Source organism: Mumia xiangluensis, from assembly GCF_010994095.1.
GTDB lineage: Bacteria > Actinomycetota > Actinomycetes > Propionibacteriales > Nocardioidaceae > Mumia > Mumia xiangluensis.
The window spans coordinates 37,139-52,783 of the sequence record NZ_WJYO01000006.1 but is presented as its reverse complement, the minus strand read 5'-3'; the positions used below and the strand labels follow the sequence as shown (position 1 = coordinate 52,783).

General features: G+C 72.0%; 13 protein-coding genes and 1 pseudogene. 7 read left to right on the top strand and 7 right to left on the bottom strand.

What is annotated here, in order from left to right; genetic code table 11:
* Positions 1-10: 10 nt before the first annotated feature.
* From GH747_RS17845 to GH747_RS17835, 3 genes are all read right to left on the bottom strand, one after another.
* Entirely contained in the window at positions 11-1,180 is a 1,170-nt protein-coding gene (locus tag GH747_RS17845; protein WP_149770989.1) for a peptidoglycan DD-metalloendopeptidase family protein, read from the bottom strand.
* A gap of 51 nt (positions 1,181-1,231) precedes the next feature.
* Positions 1,232-2,158 carry an NADP-dependent oxidoreductase gene (locus GH747_RS17840; RefSeq protein WP_149770988.1) on the bottom strand — a complete coding sequence of 309 codons (927 nt, stop codon included), beginning with the start codon at positions 2,156-2,158 and terminating at the stop codon, positions 1,232-1,234.
* 69 nt (positions 2,159-2,227) lie between these two features.
* Positions 2,228-3,172: a helix-turn-helix transcriptional regulator gene (locus GH747_RS17835; protein ID WP_149770987.1), complete on the bottom strand. Its 945-nt coding sequence runs from the start codon at positions 3,170-3,172 to the stop codon at positions 2,228-2,230.
* Between the two features lie 87 nt (positions 3,173-3,259).
* Here GH747_RS17835 and GH747_RS17830 point away from each other — a divergent pair, with 87 nt between their 5' ends.
* Positions 3,260-3,712, top strand: coding sequence for a VOC family protein (locus tag GH747_RS17830; protein ID WP_149770986.1), 453 nt, complete (start codon positions 3,260-3,262; stop codon positions 3,710-3,712).
* Positions 3,713-3,722: 10 nt separating this feature from the next.
* Positions 3,723-4,487, top strand: a complete 765-nt coding sequence (locus GH747_RS17825; protein WP_149770985.1) for a class I SAM-dependent methyltransferase — start codon at positions 3,723-3,725, stop codon at positions 4,485-4,487.
* Between the two features lie 7 nt (positions 4,488-4,494).
* Here GH747_RS17825 and GH747_RS17820 read toward each other — a convergent pair whose 3' ends face one another.
* Positions 4,495-5,691, bottom strand: a complete 1,197-nt coding sequence (locus tag GH747_RS17820; RefSeq protein WP_149770984.1) for an epoxide hydrolase family protein — start codon at positions 5,689-5,691, stop codon at positions 4,495-4,497.
* A gap of 61 nt (positions 5,692-5,752) precedes the next feature.
* On the opposite strand from GH747_RS17820, the gene GH747_RS17815 reads away from it, so the two are divergent.
* The 5 genes and pseudogenes from GH747_RS17815 to leuC all read left to right on the top strand — a co-directional run bounded on the left by GH747_RS17815 (position 5,753) and on the right by leuC (position 9,656).
* Positions 5,753-6,721, top strand: coding sequence for a helix-turn-helix transcriptional regulator (locus GH747_RS17815; protein WP_149770983.1), 969 nt, complete (start codon positions 5,753-5,755; stop codon positions 6,719-6,721).
* Positions 6,718-6,924: pseudogene (locus tag GH747_RS22510) on the top strand (alpha/beta fold hydrolase); the annotation flags it as partial. The gene GH747_RS17815 and the pseudogene GH747_RS22510, both read left to right, overlap by 4 nt.
* 97 nt (positions 6,925-7,021) lie before the next feature.
* Complete coding sequence (locus GH747_RS22095; protein WP_205603029.1) at positions 7,022-7,552, top strand: alpha/beta fold hydrolase; 531 nt, start codon at positions 7,022-7,024, stop codon at positions 7,550-7,552.
* 20 nt (positions 7,553-7,572) lie between these two features.
* Positions 7,573-8,211 carry a hypothetical protein gene (locus GH747_RS17805; protein WP_149770982.1) on the top strand — a complete coding sequence of 213 codons (639 nt, stop codon included), beginning with the start codon at positions 7,573-7,575 and terminating at the stop codon, positions 8,209-8,211.
* A 35-nt stretch (positions 8,212-8,246) separates the two neighbouring features.
* Complete coding sequence (gene leuC / locus GH747_RS17800) at positions 8,247-9,656, top strand: 3-isopropylmalate dehydratase large subunit (protein WP_149770981.1); 1,410 nt, start codon at positions 8,247-8,249, stop codon at positions 9,654-9,656.
* Positions 9,657-9,703: 47 nt separating this feature from the next.
* On the opposite strand, the gene GH747_RS17795 is transcribed toward leuC, so the two are convergent.
* Genes GH747_RS17795 through GH747_RS17785 form a run of 3 tightly spaced genes read right to left on the bottom strand, consistent with a single transcriptional unit; the run spans position 9,704 to position 15,512 of the window.
* The gene (locus GH747_RS17795; protein ID WP_205603017.1) at positions 9,704-11,089 is read right to left on the bottom strand and encodes a sensor histidine kinase; all 1,386 of its coding nucleotides are present in this window, start codon (positions 11,087-11,089) and stop codon (positions 9,704-9,706) included.
* Entirely contained in the window at positions 11,086-12,747 is a 1,662-nt protein-coding gene (locus GH747_RS17790; protein WP_149770980.1) for an FAD-dependent oxidoreductase, read from the bottom strand. The genes GH747_RS17795 and GH747_RS17790 overlap by 4 nt, the downstream gene beginning before the upstream one ends.
* On the bottom strand, positions 12,747-15,512 hold the full coding sequence (locus tag GH747_RS17785; RefSeq protein ID WP_205603016.1) for a cation-translocating P-type ATPase: 2,766 nt from the start codon (positions 15,510-15,512) through the stop codon (positions 12,747-12,749). Before GH747_RS17785 ends, GH747_RS17790 begins: the two co-directional genes overlap by 1 nt.
* Positions 15,513-15,645 lie beyond the last annotated feature (133 nt).

Sequence of the window (15,645 nt, the reverse complement as noted above, 5' to 3'; positions counted from 1 at the left end):
ACGCCGACGGTCAGACGACCTGGAGCCCCGCCACGCGACGCGGGTTGACGGCAGACCGGTACGACCCGCGTGCCGGTCGCACCTCCAGGTGCAGGTGAGGTCCGTCCGGCGCCCCGCGAGCTCCGCTCCGACCGATCAGGTCACCCTTGCGGACGCGGTCCCCGTGCTTCACGGCCCGCGAGCGCAGGTGACCGACGAGGACGTCACGGCCGCGGGACCTGATGATCACCGCCCGGCTGCCGTACGCCGTGCCGATCCCCCGCGTGACGATCCGGCCGGACACCCCCGCGTAGACAGGGGTGCGCCTCGGCATGTCGATGTCGAGCCCGTGGTGGAACCCCCTGCCGCCCGTGCAGCGCGACGAGGGCGCGTACCAAGGCGCGCGCGTGCATCCGTACGGGATCATCCGCCGGTGAGCGCCGGCGAACCAGACCGAGGTGTAGCAGCGCTTGTCCTTCGTCCAGAACCGCTTCACCCCTGACGGCGTACGGCGCGGCCCGACCTTGCACGCCGCTGCACGCGCCGTCGCGGACCCTGCTTCCCACGGCCCGACGCGCACGCGGGTACCGTTCCCGATGTCGAGGGACTCGGTGGTCCCCGCCACGACCGGCCGCTGCCCTCGCGCGAGCTGAAGGGCGAGGCCCGTGATCCGCTCGGTCTCCGCGCCGGCGAGCGCACCGCCCCACTCGACGTTCGCGTACGCCTCCCCCGCCGGCCGCAACGAGACCACAGCGACCTGGGTGGGCTCCCCCGTACGTTGCTGCTGCTCCGCCCTGAAGGCGAGCGGGTCGCCGCTCTCGCCGCGACCGCCGACACCGGGATAGCCCTCGACCGTGCAGGGCGCGGCCGAGACGTTGCGGAGCGACACCCGGGAGTAGCGGTGCCCGAGTGCCGCCTCGATCGGGGTGAGCGAGAGCGTCACGTCCTCCGGTCCGCACGAGCGCGTCGTCGGCCGCTGTGTCGCGCGGACGCGCAGCACCGACGCATCCACGGCGGACGGCGCCGTCGTCGGTGCCGTCGTCGAGGCGGGCGGAGTGGCTGCGCTCGGGACGGCCGCGCTCGGCACCGTCACGCTCGGGGAGTCAGAGCCCTCGGAGTCCGTGCCGTCGACGGTCGAGGACGCGCACGCGGACAGCAGCACCAGCGCGCTCACGAGGAGCGGGGCGTACGCACGTCGCATCCCAGCAACCTACGCCACCGCGTGCTCACCCCGGCGCGTCGAGCCGGACGATCAGCCGACCCTCACCACGACCTTGCCGCGCGTGTGGCCGGTCTCGACGGCGCGGTACGCGTCGGCGGCGTGCTCGAGGTCGAACACCTCCGCGACCTCGACCCGCAGGACGCCGTCGTCGACCAGCCGCGCGAGCTCGGCCAGATCGGCGGCGTCGGGACGGACCCACGCGTAGTCGCCTCCGAGCTCCGAACGAGCGCGTGGGTCGGTGATGGAGACGATCCTGCCGCCGGGCTTCAGCAGCGCTGCGGCCGTGTCGATCGCGTCGCCGCCGACGTAGTCGAGGATCACGTCGAACCCGTCCGGCGCGACGCGCAGCGCACGCTCGACGAGGCCGTCGTCGTACTCCACCGCCTCGGCGCCGAGCGAGCGTACGTAGTCGTGGTTGCCCTCGGAGGCGGTGCCGACCACGCGGGCACCGGCATGCACGGCGAGCTGGACGGCGAACGAGCCGACGCCACCGGCGGCGGCGTGCACCAGGACGGTCGACCCCTCGTCGAGTCCGGAGCGCCGGACGGTCTGGAGCGCCGTCAGCCCGGCCAGCGGGACCGCCGCTGCCTGCTCGAACGACACCGATTCCGGTTTCTTGGCAGCGGTCCGCACGGGGACCGCGACGTACTCGGCGAGCGTCCCTCCGCCGACCACGTCCTTGCGGGCGTACGCGAAGACCTCGTCACCGACCTCCAGCTCGGGCGTGTCGAGCCCGGCCTTCTCGACCACACCGGCGACGTCCCAGCCGGGGACCACCGGGAAGTCGACGTCGATCAGCCCCTGCAGGTAGCCCTCGCGGATCTTGTAGTCGACCGGGTTGACCCCGGCGGCGACGACCCTCACGACCACCGTGTCAGGGCCGATGTGCGGCTCGGGGAGGTCGCGGACCTCCAGGACGTCGGCGTTCCCGAACTTCTCGTACGCAACAGCTCTCATACCGGTCCAAACCGACCGCCGCCGGCGTGCATTCCGCGGGGTGGCCGGTGTGGGCGGCGCCACGCGAGGTCACACTTCGTACTGCGCGACCAGCTCGGCACCGATCCGCGTTAGCTCGGCGCGTACGGCGTCGCCCTCGACCACGCGCACGCGTGCCCCCCAACCCGCGAGCTGCTCGGCGACCGAGACCGCCGTGTGAGCCGCGACCCGCACCCGCACCACACCGTCGGAGCCGCTGGACGGCTCGGGGGTGCAGTGCCGCCCGAAGTGGTCGCGCAGGATCGGTACGAACCGTGCGTCCGCGAGCACCACCGCCGAGACCGGCGAACGCCGCTGCTCCATCGTGTCGACGACCTCCGCCCACGCCGTCTCCAGCGCCAGGTCGTCCGGGCGATCGAACGGCTCCTCGGTGATCTCGACCGCGCGCACACGGTCCACGCGGAAGGTCCGCCGCCCGGCCTCCGTCCCCGCGATCAGGTACCAGCGGTCGTCCTTGTCGACGAGGCCCCACGGATCGACGAGCCGCTCGCTCGTCCCGGTGCGTCCCGCGTACGACAGCCTCACCCGACGTCGGCGTACGACAGCGTCCTGGATCTCGTCGACCAGTGGCGGCCGCGGACGGTCGGCGCCGCCCCACGGCGTCGCGTCGACGTGCACCGCCTCTGCCGCGGCCTCAGCCTCGGACCGGAAGGTCTGAGGAAGGGCACGGACGAGCTTGCGCAGCGCCGACCGCAGCTCAGGTGTCCTCGCCGCCGCCGGCCCGGCGAGCAGGAACAGCGCGCGAGCCTCGGTCGAGGTCAGGCCGGAGAGGTCGGTGCGTGCGCCTCCGACCAGCGACCAACCGCCGTTGCGTCCGGGCTGCGGATAGACCGGCACGCCTGCTGCCGACAGCGCCTCGAGGTCTCGCCGCGCCGTCGCGACCGAGACCTCGAGCTCACCGGCGAGCTCGGCGGCCGTGACACGCCCGCGTGACTGCATGAGCAGGAGGGTGGCGACGAGCCGGTCTGCGCGCATGTCCCGAGTCTCGCAAAGAAAGTGATCAGTTGGTGAGCACTTTGAAGGGAATGATGGATCTCACCAACCCCACGAGAGGAACACGACATGCTTCGCGGACTGACCACCCTCAGCTTCTACGCCGACGACCTCACCGCCGCGCGATCCTGGTACGCCGAGGTTCTCGGCATCGACGCGTACTACGCCTTTCCCGCCGAGGGCACCCCGGCGTACGTCGAGTTCCGGATCGGCGACTACGAGCACGAGCTCGGGATCATCGACAGCCGGTACGCCCCCGCCGACCGTCCTGACCAGCCGGGCGGCGTCGTCGCCTACTGGCACGTCGACGACCTGCAGGCCTCGCTCGACCGGCTTCTCGCCCTCGGCGCCACGCTCCACCTCCCGGTCACCGAGCAGGGCGACGACTCCGGGTTCGTGACGGCGTCCGTGGTCGACCCGTTCGGCAACATCCTCGGGATCATGTCCAACCCGCACTACCTCGAGATCCTGGCGGCAAGGACGCAGGCAAGGACCGAGGCAACGGCACAGCACACGTCGTAGATTGCGGACCATGTCGTTCGACGTCGCTGCCACGTCGTACCAGCGGTTCATGGGCCGGTTCTCCGAGCCGCTCGCCGACGAGTTCGTCCGGCTCGCCGACCTCGAGAGAGGTCGGCGGGCGCTGGACGTCGGATGCGGACCGGGCGCGCTCACCTCCCGGCTCGCGGCGGTCGTCGGAGCGGCGTCGGTCGCCGCCGTGGACCCGTCGGCGCCGTTCATCGCGGCCGTCCGCGCGCGGCTTCCCGAGGTCGACGTGCGACGCGCCTCCGCGGAGAACCTCCCGTTCCCCGACGGCACCTTCGACGCGGTCCTCGCCCAGCTCGTCGTCCACTTCATGGCCGACCCGGTCGAGGGCCTGCGCGAGATGCGGCGGGTTGCGGCGCCGTACGCGTGGGTGGCCGCGTGCGTGTGGGACCACGAGGGCGGGACCGGTCCGCTCTCGCCGTTCTGGAGCGCCGTGCACGACGTCGACCCACATGCCCCGGACGAGTCCGGTCTCGCGGGCAGCCGCGAGGGCCACCTCGCCGAGCTGTTCGCTCAGGCCGGCTTCACCGACCCCGAGACGTCGGTCCTCACGGTCGCAGTGCCGTTCTCGACGTTCGAGGAGTGGTGGGAGCCGTTCACCCTCGGCGTGGGACCTGCAGGAGCGTACGTCGCGGGTCGTGACCCCGCGGGCGTCGCCGCGGTGCGCGAACGCTGTCGCGCGCGGCTCCCGGACGCACCGTTCACCCTCAGGGCCAGCGCGTGGGCAGCACGCGGGCGCGCACCCTCGTGACGTGTCCTCAGCGCAACGGCCGGTAGAACTCCCGGACGTCGTCGACCCACAGGTCCGGCACCTCCATCGCGGGGAAGTGTCCGCCGCGGTCGAAGTTCGACCAGTGCGCGATCTCCCCTGCCGGGTCGGCGAGCGAGCGCACCGTGGTGTCTGCCGCGAACACCGCGTACCCGGTGGGCGGCGCCTCGGGCGACTCCCACCCCTCGGATCCGTGACCCGAGTCCCCGGCCTGCGCCATCATCTGCTTCCACGCCTGGATGCCCTCGTAGGTGCCGTGCGCCGACGTGGCACCCGCCTGCCGGAACCAGCTCAACGACACGTTCGTGAGGAGTTGGTCACGGTCGACGGCCTCGTCGGGCAGCTCCACGGCGGGATCGGTCCACTCGTGGAACTTCTCGACGATCCACGCGAGCTGGCCCACGGGCGAGTCGGTCAACGCGTACGCGATCGTCTGCGGCCGCGTCGCCTGCAGCTGGAAGTAGCCGAGACCGTCGTCGCGGTACTCGTTGAACCGTACGATGCGGTCGCGGTCCTCACCCTCGAAGTCGTCGGGGTCCAGGGGTGGCCCGAACGGCGTCCCCGCGGCCGTGCCGGTCAGGTGCATGCCGATGACCTGCTGGGGAGCGACCATCGCGACCATCCCGGCGACGCCGGCGCCAGCATCGGTCGCCTGCAGGCCGTAGCGGTCGTAGCCGAGGCGCCGCATGAGCTCCGTCCACGCCTGCGCGACCTGGAAGAGGTTGCCCCACCCCGCGTGGAACGGTGTGGACAAGCCGTAGCCGGGCAGCGTCGGCACGACGACGTCGAACGCGTCCGCGGACTCGCCGCCCGAGGCCTTGGGGTCGGTCAGCGGGCCGATCACTTGGAGGAACTCGACAGAGGAGCTCGGCCAGCCGTGCGTCAGCACCAGCGGCATCGCGCCGGGCTCGGCCGCGCGCACGTGGAAGAAGTGCACGTCCTGCCCGTCGACGGTCGTGACGAACTGCGGGATCTCGTTGAGCCGGGCCTCCTGGGCCCGCCAGTCAAAGCCGTCGAGCCAGTAGTCGGCGAGCCCGTGGAGGTAGTCGGGCGGCACTCCCCTGCTCCAGTCGGAGCCCGCCGAGAAGTCGGGCCACCGCGTACGCCTCAGCCTGTCGTGGAGGTCGTCGAGGTCGCTCTGCGGGATGTCGAGACGGTACGGCCGGATTGCTGTGTTGTCGTCCATGTCGCGACCGTAGGAGGCCTTGCGGAAGGCTTGCTTCCGCGATCCGAGGCAGGATGGTGGGGTGCTCTCGACGTCGGCACGCCTGCTCCGCCTCCTGTCCCTGCTGCAGTCGCAGCGTGACTGGAACGGCCCCGCGCTGGCCGAGCGGCTCGAGGTCAGCACCCGCACGATCCGCAGCGACGTCGGGAGGCTGCGCAGCCTCGGCTATCCCGTGGAGGCAGCGCCGGGCGTCGCGGGCGGCTACCGCCTCGGTCACGGCGCCGCGATCCCGCCGCTGCTGCTCGACGACGAGGAGGCGCTCGCGGTCGCGATCGGGCTGCGGACGGCGGCTGCCGGCGTCGCCGGGTTCGAGGAGACGGCGCTGCGCGCACTCGTCAAGCTCGAGCAGTCCCTTCCCGCTCCGCTGCGCCACCGCCTCGAGGACCTCGTCGCTGCCACGGTGGCGATGCCGACGGAGTGCTCCGCCGTCCCGGTCGAGCGGCTCACCGCCATCGCCGACGCCGTCCGCTGCCGCGAGGGTGTGCGGTTCAGCTACGAGGCGGGTGACGGCACCTCCACCCGCCGTACGGCCGAGCCGCACCGGCTGGTGCACACCCGCGGCCGCTGGTACCTCGCCGCATGGGACGTCGAGCGGCACGCGTGGCGGACGTTCCGGGTCGACAGGATGCGTCTCCGCACCCCCAACGGGCCACGTTTCGTCCCCCGCGACGAGCCCGAGGGCGATCTGATCGGCTTCGTCGAGCGCTCGGTCGGCACGGCGACCTGGCAGGTCAGGGCACGTGCGTACGTCGACGCACCCGCGGCGGACATCATCGCCCGGGTGCCCCCGGCGGTGATCGTCGAGGAGGTCGACGCGACGCGCTGCGTCGCGCACGTGGGATCGGACTCCCCTGACCAGCTCGCCCTGTGGATCGGCCTGCTCGACGCCGACTTCACCGTCGACGGGCCTCCCGAGCTGGCGGCCGCGTTCCGTCGGATCAGCGGGAGGTACGCGCGCGCGGCGCACGCGCTTGACAGACTCGAGGAATGAGACGCGACGGAGAGTTCTCGTGGCAGGGACGGCGGATCGCCTGGCGTACTGCCGGAAGCGGACCGCCGGTGGTGATGTGCCACGGGACGCCTTGGTCCTCGTCGCTCTGGCGGCCGTACGCCGACGCGCTCGCGGCCGACTTCACGGTGCACCTGTGGGACATGCCGGGCTACGGCGCATCGTCGAAGGACGCCGGGCACGCCGTCGACCTCGGCGTTCAGGGCGAGGTCTTCGCCGCGCTGCTCCAGCACTGGAGCCTCGAACCGCCCGCACGTCGTCGCGCACGACTTCGGGGGCGCCGTGGCGCTGCGCGGGCACCTCCTGCACGGCGTGCCGTACGGGTCCCTCTGCCTGGTCGACGTCGTGGCGCTGCGCCCGTGGGGCTCGCCCTTCTTCCGACTGGTCAAGGAGCACGCCGACGTGTTCGCCCAGCTGCCTGCGGCCGTCCACCGTGGAGCGCTCGAGGCGTACGTCGCGACCGCCAGTCAGGTCGGACTGACGCCGGAAGCGCTGGCGATGCTCACCGACCCCTGGCTCGGTCCCATCGGCCAGGCCGCGTTCTACCGCCAGATCGCCCAGGCCGACGAGCGCTTCACGGCCGACCTCGAGCCGCTCCTGGGCGACGTTGCAGCCCCGACGCACATCGTGTGGGGAGCCGAGGACACCTGGATCCCGCCCGACCGCGCGGAGCGGCTCCACGCGGCGATCCCCGGGAGCACGGTGACCGTCGTCCCGGACGCCGGGCACCTCATCCAGCTCGACGCTCCGGTGGCGCTGGCGACGGAGCTCCGCCGCTGGCTCGACGACGCCGTGGGCCAGCGGACGGCGTGAGGCTCGGACATACTCCGAGCATGGATGCGAGGGCAGCGACGCACGATCGCACCGACTGGCGTGAGCTCGTCACCGTGCTCCTCCTCTCCGTCACCGCCATCCTCACCGCGTGGACCGGCTTCCAGGCGAGCAAGTGGGGCGGCGCGATGTCGATCTCGTTCAGCCAGGCGTCGTCGGCTCGGATCGAGGCCGCCCGCCTGGATGCGGACGCCAACCGCCGCCAGACCATCCAGGTCGGCCTGTTCACGCAGTGGCTCGCGGCCTACCAGGACGACGACCAGACGCTCACCGCCTTCCTGCAGGAGCGCTTTCCCGAGCCGCTCGCGACGGTGTTCCCGGAGTGGCTGGCGAGCCGGCCGCTCCAGGACCCGTCGGCGCCCGCCAGCCCGTTCGAGATGCCCGGGTACGTGATCCCGGAGGCCACCGAGTCCGCAGCGGCCGACGGTCGTGCTGACGCGAAGTTCCGCGAGGCGCTGCGCAACAACCAGCGTGGCGACAACTACACGATGATGACGATCGCGTTCGCGGTCGTGCTCTTCTTCGGAGCTCTCTCCGGACGGATGCGCGATCCGCGCAGCCAGTGGGCACTCCTCGGCCTCGGCATCGTGGGATGCATCATCCTCAGCGGGATCCTGCTGTCTTTCCCGAAGCTCGTCTGACAACCGCTCGCGACGGATCGTATATTCTCGCGTCCGTGGCGATGACCTTGAGCGAGAAGCTGTGGGACGAGCACGTCGTACGACGCGGCGAGGGCGAGGAGCCCGACCTGCTCTACGTCGATCTCCACCTCCTCCACGAGGTCACGTCCCCGCAGGCGTTCGAGGGCCTGCGGCTCGCAGGACGGCCGGTCCGACGTCCCGACCTGACGCTGGCCACGGAGGACCACAACGTCCCGACGCACGACCTCGACAAGCCCATCGCCGACCTGCTGTCACGGACGCAGGTCGAGACCCTGCGCCGCAACTGCGCCGACTTCGGCGTACGCCTCCACCCGATGGGCGACGTCGAGCAGGGCATCGTGCACGTCGTCGGCCCCCAGCTCGGACTCTCCCAGCCGGGCATGACGATCGTCTGCGGCGACTCCCACACCTCGACCCACGGCGCGTTCGGGGCGCTCGCCTTCGGCATCGGCACGAGCGAGGTCGAGCACGTGCTGGCCACTCAGACCGTGCCCCAGGCCCGCCCGCGGACGATGGCCGTGACCGTGACTGGTGCACTGCCGCCGGGGGTCACCGCGAAGGACCTCGCCCTCGGTCTCATCGCCCGCACCGGCACCGGCGGCGGGCAGGGCTACGTCGTCGAGTACCGGGGCCCGGTCGTCGAGGCGCTCTCGATGGAGGCGCGGATGACGCTGTGCAACATGTCGATCGAGTGGGGCGCGAAGGCGGGGATGATCGCCCCCGACGAGACCACGTTCGCCTACCTCCGCGGTCGTCCCGAGGCCCCGAGCGGCGAGGCGTGGGCGTCGGCGCTCGCCTACTGGCGGACGCTCAGGACCGACGACGGGGCAGTCTTCGACCGCGAGATCGTCGTGGACGCCTCCGAGCTGACGCCCTTCGTCACGTGGGGCACCAACCCCGCGCACGGCGTACCCCTCGGGTCCGTCGTGCCCTCCCCCGGCGACTTCGCCGACGCCGCCGCGCAGGCGGCTGCCGCTCGCGCGCTCGACTACATGGGCCTGGCAGCGGGCACGCCGTTGAGGGACATCGTGATCGACACGGTGTTCGTGGGCTCGTGCACCAACGGCCGGCTCGAGGACCTGCGCGCCGCGGCCGCCGTCCTGGACGGGCGCCGGGTCGCCGACGGGACCCGCCTCCTCGTGGTCCCCGGCTCCACCCGCATCCGGCTGGAGGCGGAGGCGGAGGGGCTCGACCGGGTGTTCACCGCGGCGGGTGGCGAGTGGCGTGGCGCGGGCTGCTCGATGTGCCAGGGGCTCAACGCCGACCGGCTCGCCCCCGGGGAGCGCAGCGCCTCGACGTCCAACCGCAACTTCGAGGGCCGGCAGGGCAAGGGCGGGCGCACCCACCTCGTGTCGCCGCTCGTCGCGGCGGCGACCGCCGTCGCCGGACGCCTGGCCTCACCCGCCGACCTGACTCCGCGCTGACTCCGCCCCGCCCTCGAAGGTCGAGGCGCGAAGCGGTCGAGGCCGCGTCACCGTGGCGGCAGGGTCACCCGTGCCACCGTCTCGTCGCCCTCGCGCACCAGCGCGATCGTCCCCCGGTGGCGCTCCTCCACGATCCGCCGCGCGATGTCGAGGCCGAGGCCGGTCCCCTTGCCGACGTCCTTCGTCGTGTAGAACGCGTCGAAGGCCCGCGCGAGCACCGCCTCCGGTGCGCCCGGTCCCGAGTCCGCGACCGCCACCTCGACGCCGCCGTCGTCCGTGGCGCGGGTGGAGATCCGCAGACTCCCGGCGCCGTCCATCGCATCGACGGCGTTGTCGACGAGGTTCGTCCAGACCTGGTTGAGCTCGCCGGCGTTCGCCTCGATCGTCGGGAGGTCGGCCGCGAAGTCCCGTGTCACGACGACGCCGGCGCGCAGCTGGTGACCGAGCACGAGCAGGCTGCTCTCGATGCCCTCGGTGACGTCGATCGCTCGCGTCTCGCCGCGGTCGACCTGCGAGTAGGACTTCACCGCCTTGACCAGAGCAGAGACACGACCCGTCGCGACCTTCACCTCGTTCAGCAGCTGAGCCGTCTCGGCGGTGGCCGCGAGCCAGGCGATGCCGGGCCCGAGTGCGGACGGCGCCACGGATCCCGCGACCCGCTCGCACCACGCGACGTCGGCGCCCGCAGCAGCCAGCGTCGTCGCGAGCCGCCATCTCCGCTCGACGTCGTGCGCCTCGAGCCAGTCGGTGAGCGCCTCCTCGGTGTCGGCGAGGTCGATCGGGTCAGCACCCGCCCCGAGGGGTGTGATCTCCCGTCGCAGCGCCTCGAGGGTGGCGACGTCCTGGGAGGAGACCTGCTGGTCGGCGAGCCCACCGACCGAGGCGAGGACGTTCGAGGCGGACGTCTCGAGGGCGTCGACGGCGCGTACGGCGGCAGCCGCGGGATTGTTGATCTCGTGGGCGAGCCCCGCTGCGAGCGTGCCGAGCGTGACGAGCGACTCGCGCTGCCTGACGGTCGACTCGATGCTCCGGGCGGTGCTGTACAGGCCTTCGATGAGGCGCACCGCGAACGGGAACCACTCCTGGGACAGGTCCCGCAGCGCCGGAGCCGGCACCCGCAGGAGCCGTCCGGGCCGCGCCCCACGTCCGGAGGCGAGGTAGCGGCCGTGCTCGTCCCACGCCCGGAACCCGCCCGCCCACTGCCCGGGCTGGTCCATCTGGCGTACAACGGTGTCCTCCCGCCCCACGTGGCGCAGGAGATCGAGCGCGCCGTCGATGAGCAGCCACCAGGCGTCGGCATCGTCGCCCTCGTGGAAGAGCTCCGCGCCGGGCTCGATCGCGACCTCCTCACCGACGGCGACGAGGTCGGCCAGCTGGTCGTCGCGCATCCCGTCGAACAACGGGAGGGCGCGCAGGTCATCGACGGTGATCACGTCGCCGCCAGGTAGCGGTGCACGAGCGCGACGGCCATCGCGCCCTCGCCGACCGCCGAGGCGACCCGCTTCATCGAGTCGTGGCGCGCGTCGCCGGCGGCGAACACGCCTGGGACGCTGGTCTCGAGTGCGTACGGGGCACGGGCGAGCGGCCACCCGCGTGACTCCTCGTCGCGCTGCAACCATCGCCCCGTCAGCAGATAGCCCTCGTCGTCGCGGACGACCTCGCCGCCGAGCCAGTCGGTGTGCGGCGTGGCGCCGATGAACACGAACAGCCAGCTGCTCGCCACCACCTCGCGGTCCCCGGTGTCGCGGTCGCCGATGACGAGCGACTCGACGTGGCCCTCTCCTTTCACCTCGAGCACCTCGGCGCGATACCGGACCTCGACGTTCGGTGCGGCCTCGATCCGCTCGACGAGGTAGCGCGACATCGAGTCGTCGAGCGATGTGCCGCGCGCCAGGACGACCACCCGTTTCGCGTACCGGGCGAGGTTGAGCACCGCCTGGCCCGCGGAGTTGGCGGCACCGACGACGTGCACGACATCGCCCTCGCACTGCGACGCCTCCCCTGCCCCGACGCCGTAGTAGAGACCCCTCCCGGTGAGGTCCGGGACGCCCTTCGCGGGCAGGAGCCGGTACGACATGCCGGTCGCGACGACGATCGCGCGCGCCTCGACGGAACCGCCGCCCGCGAGCGTCAGCGCGCGCACAGGTCCGCGGCGCTCGAGGCCGACGACGTCGCGCGCCACCACGAGCTCGGCACCGAAGCGGCCCACCTGGGCGATGGCGCGCTGCGCGAGATCCCCGCCGGTCAGGCCGCGCGGGAACCCGAGGTAGTTCTCGATCGCCGCGCTCTGACCCGCCTGTCCGCCAGGCGCCTCGCCCTCGATGACGACGGTGCTGAGTCCCTCGGACGCCGCGTACACGGCGGCCGCCAGACCTGCCGGACCGGCACCGACGATCGCGAGGTCGTACACGGGCTGCTCCGCCTGGGTGCGAAGGCCGAGCGCTGTCGCCAGGTCGTACGTCGACGGCGAGCGCAGCGTCACGCCCTCCGGCGTCAGGACGACCGGCACGTCGGCGACCGCCGCGCCGCCCAGCCCGAGCAGCCGGGCGGCCTCGTCGGCGTCGTCCTCGACGTCGTACCAGTGGTACGGGATGTGGTTGCGCGCGAGGAAGGTCTTGATGTCGTGCGTGCGGTCCGACCACCGGTGCCCGACCACGCGGATGTCGCTCGTGTGGTCGGGGTTGGCGCGCAGCCAGTCGTCGAGGAGCTCGTCGACCGCCGGATAGAGCCGTTCCTGGGGTGGGTCCCATGGTTTCAGGAGGAACTGGTCGAGCCCGATGTCGTTGATCCCGGCGATCGCGGCGTCCATGTCGGCGTATGCGGTGAGCAGCAGCAGCTTCGCGGTCGGCGCGTACTCACGCACCTGCGAGAGCATCTGGATGCCTGTCATTCCGGGCATCCGCTCGTCGGCGGCGACAAGCGCGACCGGCTGACCACGGCGCGCGAGCCGGCGCAGGACGTCGAGACCTCCGGCTCCCGACGTCGCCCGCACGACGCGGTAGTCGTCGCCGTATCGGGTCCGCAGGTCGCGAGCGATCGCGGTGGACACGCTCTCGTCGTCGTCGACGGTCACGATGGTGGGCTTGGCCATCAGCGCGACCCGCTCACCACCGCGGACTGAGCCCGCTCCGGAGCCACCGCCGCGTCCGCCGCGAGGAGCGAGGACGGGCCCTCACGCCGACGTCGTACGAGCTTGCCGACCTCGACGACCAGCGGGAGCAGCGCAGCGAGACCGAAGCAGACGAGCCACTCCCTCGGCGTCAGCGGCGTCGTCCCCAGGCCCTCGCGCAAGGTCGGCAGCTCGGTCGCGAGCAGCACCGCCACGAACGTCACGGACGCGATGCCCACAGCCTTCAGGACCGGCGGCTCGAGGCCGCTCGCCGGGTCGCGCCGGTTCACGACCGCGTTGAAGGCCGTCCCGAGACCCATCACGACGAACGTCATCGTCATCGACACCGACGCGGCGTCCGTACGCGGCTCGTCGGGGCCGGCGACGAGAGGAATGAGTCCGGCGACGAACAGCGCAGCGGCGTACACGAGCCACTGGATCACAGCCTTGCGGTTGGAGATCGTCAGCGCGGGGTCGCGTGGTGGGCGGTGCATCACGTCGGGATCGCCCGGGTCGACCGCGATCACGACGACACCGACGGCGGTCGCGAAGAACAGCAGGAACAGCACCATGGTCGGCTGCATGGCGACGCCGTCGTTGATGTCGAACACGGTCGCGGCAAGGAACAGGAGGACGAGCCCGAGCAGCTGGGTCATCTGGAACCGCACGTAGGCGACCACCTTGTCGTACGCGCGCCGCCCGATCTCGACGGCATGGACGAGCGTGCCGAAGTTGTCGTCGGTGAGGATCATCCGCCCGGCCTGCTTCGTGACCTCGCTGCCGCTACCCATCGCCACGCCGATGTCGGCCTGCTTGAGGGCGGCGGCGTCGTTCACCGCGTCGCCGGTCATCGCGACGATGAGGCCCTCCTCCTGCATCGCGCGGGCGAGCCGCAGCTTGTCCTCCGGGGTCACGCGCCCGAAGACGTGCAGCTGCGGGAGGCGCTCCTTCAGCTCGGTGTCGGTCATCGCCTGGAGCTCCGTACCGCTGATCGCTCCGGCGCCTAGGCCGAGATCCTCGCCGATCGCCCGTGCGGTCACGGCGTGGTCGCCGGTGATCATGCGTACGTCGATGCCGGCGGTCAGCGCGACGCGTACGGCGTCCTTGGCCTCGGCGCGCAGCGGGTCGATGATGCCGGCGAGCGCCACGAAGCCCAGATCCGTCACGAGCGACATCGGGTCGTCGGTCATCCGCTGCAGGTCGGCATCGTCGATGATCCTTGCGGCGAACGCGAGGACGCGCAGCCCCTTCTCGCCCATCCGCTCGTTCGCGGCGTCGATCCCCGCCTCCGCCTCCGCGATGGGGACGACCGATCTGCTCAGCGGCCCGCCGGCGCTGCTGCATCGGGCGAGGACGACGTCCGGCCCACCTTTCACGAGCGCCATCACGTGCTCGGCGCCGTCGACGTGGACGCGGTGGAACGTCGCCATGAACTTGTAGTCGGAGTCGAACGGGACCTCGGCCAGCCGCGGGTACGCACGCCGGGTCTCCTCGGCGTCGATCCCCAGCTTCGCGGCGAGGACGACGAGTGCCGCCTCGGTCGGGTCTCCGATCACCGTCTGGTCGTCGCCGACCACGGCGTCGCTGTCCAGGACGAGACCCAGCCCGAGCCTGGTGAAGTCCGGGGCCGGCGCACCGGCGACGGCACGGATCTCTCCCGTCTTGCGGTAGCCCTCGCCCTCGACGGTGAACCACTCGCCGGACGCGTACAGCATCGACACCATCATCTGGTTGAGCGTGAGGGTGCCGGTCTTGTCGGTGTTGATCGCGCTGGTGGCGCCGAGGGTCTCGACGTCGGTGAGGTTCTTCACGACCGCCTTCGCCTCCGCGAGCTGCTTCGCTCCGAGCGACAGCAGGCCCGACACGAAGGCGGGCATGCCGGTCGGGATCGCGGAGATCGCCATCGCCGTCCCCAGCAGCAGGAGGTCCTTCCCCGGGATGCCGCGGAGGAGACCGACGACCACGATGATCGCCACCGCCCCCCAGGCGACGAGGCCGAGCACCTTCGTCAGCGCGTCGAGCTCCTTCTGCAGCGGCGACCGGCTGCGGGTCACCGAGGTCAGCATCGTCGCGATCTGGCCCATCTGCGTCTGCATGCCCGTGGCGGTCACCACGAGCGCCCCGGTCCCGCGGGTCACCGACGTGTTCTGGAAGAGCATGTTCGTGCGGTCCCCCAGCGGCACCTCGGCCGACGGCAGCGCGTGCGCATCCTTCGGGATCGGCGCGCTCTCGCCGGTCAGCGCCGCCTCCTGCGCCTCGAGCGTCGCGGACCGGAGGATGCGGCCGTCGGCGGCGACGATGTCGCCGGCCTCGACCTGCAGCACGTCTCCGGGGACCACCTCGGTCGCGGGCACGAGCCGCTGCTCGCCGTCGCGGACCACGCGTGCCTGCGGGACCTGGATCTTCGCCAGGGCGTCGACGCTCGCCCGCGCGGTCAGCTCCTGGCGGGTCCCGAGCACGACGTTGAGGAGGATCAGGAAGGCGACGACGACACCGGTCGAGACCTCGCCGATGACCAGGCTGACGACGGCGACCGCGACGAGCATGATGTTCATCGGGTCGCGGAGCTGGAGCGCCGCGATCGCCCAGGCGGTCGGTGGTTTCTCGGCAGCGATCTGGTTGGGCCCGTACGACGCGAGCCGGGCTGCTGCCTCGGCGGCGGTGAGGCCTGTGGAGGCGTCCGACCCACCGGCGGCGACGGCCTCCTCGGCAGTGAGTGCGTACGGGGGTGGTGGTTCGTCGCTCACGGGTGCTCCCTTCGGCGGACGCGAGGTCCTCGGAGAGAACGTATGCCCTGGGGACCCTCGCCGCAGGACTCTTTCCCGCGGTTCGCGGCGCGAGGCGATCCCGACGTGGGCGCAGTAGCGTGACGGGTGACCG

What these genes read in the sequence shown, in the direction of transcription:
- GH747_RS17845 (WP_149770989.1), bottom strand. Translation starts at nt 1,180, where the DNA reads ATGCGACGTGCGTACGCCCCGCTCCTCGTGAGCGCGCTGGTGCTGCTG.
- GH747_RS17840 (WP_149770988.1), bottom strand. Translation starts at nt 2,158, where the DNA reads ATGAGAGCTGTTGCGTACGAGAAGTTCGGGAACGCCGACGTCCTGGAG.
- GH747_RS17835 (WP_149770987.1), bottom strand. Translation starts at nt 3,172, where the DNA reads ATGCGCGCAGACCGGCTCGTCGCCACCCTCCTGCTCATGCAGTCACGC.
- GH747_RS17830 (WP_149770986.1), top strand. Translation starts at nt 3,260, where the DNA reads ATGCTTCGCGGACTGACCACCCTCAGCTTCTACGCCGACGACCTCACC.
- GH747_RS17825 (WP_149770985.1), top strand. Translation starts at nt 3,723, where the DNA reads ATGTCGTTCGACGTCGCTGCCACGTCGTACCAGCGGTTCATGGGCCGG.
- GH747_RS17820 (WP_149770984.1), bottom strand. Translation starts at nt 5,691, where the DNA reads ATGGACGACAACACAGCAATCCGGCCGTACCGTCTCGACATCCCGCAG.
- GH747_RS17805 (WP_149770982.1), top strand. Translation starts at nt 7,573, where the DNA reads ATGGATGCGAGGGCAGCGACGCACGATCGCACCGACTGGCGTGAGCTC.
- GH747_RS17790 (WP_149770980.1), bottom strand. Translation starts at nt 12,747, where the DNA reads ATGGCCAAGCCCACCATCGTGACCGTCGACGACGACGAGAGCGTGTCC.